Annotated in this window: 3 protein-coding genes; all 3 read left to right on the forward strand. The window is 50.1% G+C overall.

What is annotated here, in order from left to right:
• A partial coding sequence (locus NTV65_07575) for a hypothetical protein (GenBank protein ID MCX6115056.1) occupies window positions 1–332 on the forward strand: 332 nt, incomplete at its 5' end.
• Between the two features lie 16 nt (window positions 333–348).
• Complete coding sequence (prfA, locus tag NTV65_07580) at window positions 349–1425, forward strand: peptide chain release factor 1 (protein ID MCX6115057.1); 1077 nt, start codon at window positions 349–351, stop codon at window positions 1423–1425.
• Window positions 1406–2293 carry a peptide chain release factor N(5)-glutamine methyltransferase gene (gene prmC, locus NTV65_07585; protein MCX6115058.1) on the forward strand — a complete coding sequence of 296 codons (888 nt, stop codon included), beginning with the start codon at window positions 1406–1408 and terminating at the stop codon, window positions 2291–2293. The genes prfA and prmC overlap by 20 nt, the downstream gene beginning before the upstream one ends.
• Window positions 2294–2592 lie beyond the last annotated feature (299 nt).

Consider the following 2592-nt stretch of genomic DNA (forward strand, 5'->3'; position numbering starts at 1 on the left):
CCTGGGCACTTGAGATGCTGCGGGCCTTGCGGGGAGAATCACAGCTCTGTACACAGGAGACGGCGCGTACATTTATGTATCCAGAGTTGCCGCAGCTTAAAGCTGGGCTCAAGCTCGGATTTGATGCTTTTATAAAGGATGCTGGGAGTGAACAGCAGGGAGCTTCGACAGCCATTACGACTATTAATGCTGGCGGATGTTCAGTTGTGCTAGATCCAGCGCTTGATATGGCGACGGTGTTTTTATCGAACGCACCTTTCTCTGCTCATCATAATAAGCGATTTCCAGCACTTCGTGCGGAGATTCATGCAGCCTTGCTAGAAACGGTTTAAGATCGAGATAATCTATATGTGGCATAAGTTTAAAGAGGTAGAGGAGCGCTACGAATTACTCGCCCAACAACTATCAAAGCCAGAGATCATCTCAGACCGGGCCATCTTTCAGCAGTATTCCAAGGAGTACAAGTCGCTGACCGAGTTAGTGACGACCTTTCGCGCTTTCAGCAAAGCACAGGAGGAGCTAGTTGGTAGCAAGGAGCTTGCATTCTCTACCTCTGATCCCGACATGAAGAGCATGGCTGACGAGGAGACTAAGGTTCTTGCAGGGGTTGTTGCGGATCTTGAAAAACAGCTGCAATTTCTGGTTTTACCAAAGGATCCAAACGACTATAAAAACGTTGTCCTTGAAATTCGCGCAGGAGCTGGTGGCGATGAGGCTTCTATCTTTGCGTATGAGCTCTTCCGTATGTATAGCCGCTATGCGGAGATGCGGCGCTGGAAGGTTGAGATTATGAGCTACAGCGATGCTGGGCCCAAGGGGCTTAAAGAGGTTATCGCCATGGTGAACGGCGAGGGGGCATTTAGTCGCTTGAAGTATGAAAGGGGTGTTCATCGGGTGCAGCGAGTTCCAGAGACGGAGGCCGCGGGTCGTATTCACACATCAACTGTAACGGTTGCCGTGCTGCCAGAAGCCGAAGACGTTGAGGTTGAGCTGCACGATAAGGATCTGCGCATCGATGTCTACCGTTCAGGTGGTCCGGGGGGCCAATCGGTTAACACAACCGATTCGGCAGTTCGTATTACACATATCCCGACCGGGGTTGTTGTTGCGATGCAAGATGAAAAGTCTCAACACAAGAATCGTGAAAAGGCGCTGCGGGTATTGAAGGCGAGGCTGTATGAATTAAAGCTCGCAGAGGCTGAGAAGGAGCGTCGTGATGATAGGCGTAGTCAGGTTGGAACGGGGGATCGTTCAGAGAAGATCCGTACCTATAACTTTCCGCAATCACGAATTACAGACCACCGCATTAAGATATCGGTAAGCGATGTTGATGGTGTGCTCGGTGGTGCCCTGGATCAGTTGATAGATCCAGTAGTGGCATACTATCAAGCTGAGGCGCTCCGTGGTGAGACAACAATTCAGTAAATGCAGCCATATTAGCGAGCTGCTAAAAACGGCCGAGGAGTTGTTTAGGTCAAGCTCAAGCTCGCCCCGTCTCGATGCTGAGGTATTGCTTGCACACCTACTATCAATATCTCGCTCCTCTCTGATAGCGGCTCTGCGTGATGAATGCTCTACAGAGGTGGTGGCGGCTTTTGCGCTACTCGCTGCGCGGCGTGTGCAGGGCGAGCCGGTGCCGTACATCACCGGAGAGCGTGAGTTTTACGGCAGAGTGTTCTTGGTTAATCCTGCCGTGTTGGTTCCACGTCCTGAGTCTGAGTTAATTATCGATCAGGCGCTTAAGATCTGCTCTGGTAAACAGAGCGTGAAGTTCCTGGATCTCGGAACTGGCTCTGGGTGTCTCGCTATTACCTTAGTTGCAGAGCTACTGGCATCTGGCCTACGGGAGCCACATTGCCTAGCGGTTGATATTAGTCAGGAGGCCCTAAACGTTGCCGCACGTAATTCTGAGCGTTTAGGAGCCTTGCAATATATCTCATTTGTAAAAAGCAATTGGTTTAGTGAGAGTGCCGCGTTCTCTGCGCCCTACGATCTTATTATCGCTAATCCTCCCTATATTGATCGCTATGAAAAGACCCCGATAGAGCTATCCTTTGAGCCGCAGGGGGCGCTGTTTTCTGACGATCTCGGATTAAAGGATACTAAGGAGATTATCTCAGGAGGCTTAACTATGTTAGCGCCTAACGGGACACTCTTATGTGAGGTAGGGGCCGGAAAGCGCGAGCATTTAAGAACGTACTTTAAAACTAAGCACCCAGCCCTAGAGTACTCCTTTCTTGGAGATGATTCAGAGCACGATCGCTTTACAGTGGTTGAGGTAGTACGCAAGTGACCTGCGCTTTATCCGGCTCCTCACCGATAAGTGTGGGTTCATTAGATGGAAAACCCCTGCGCTGGAACGTGAACCGCTTCCCGTTACCTGCTCCCGCTCCGATACCGGTTAACCCTTAAAAACAAGCTTTGACAGCATGGCCGCCATATGGAGGTAGCGGCGAGGCGCAACTGGTTGACAATATCGCTGTTTCCGTTCAGGAGGAGGCGAATAACACTAATAACCTATTCAGTAATTCAACCGACTTTTGATAGACTTCGAGCTTTTCATGACAAAACATATCTTCTATTAATCGGTTC

The organism is Pseudomonadota bacterium, assembly GCA_026390555.1.
GTDB lineage: Bacteria > Bdellovibrionota_C > UBA2361 > UBA2361 > OMII01 > OMII01.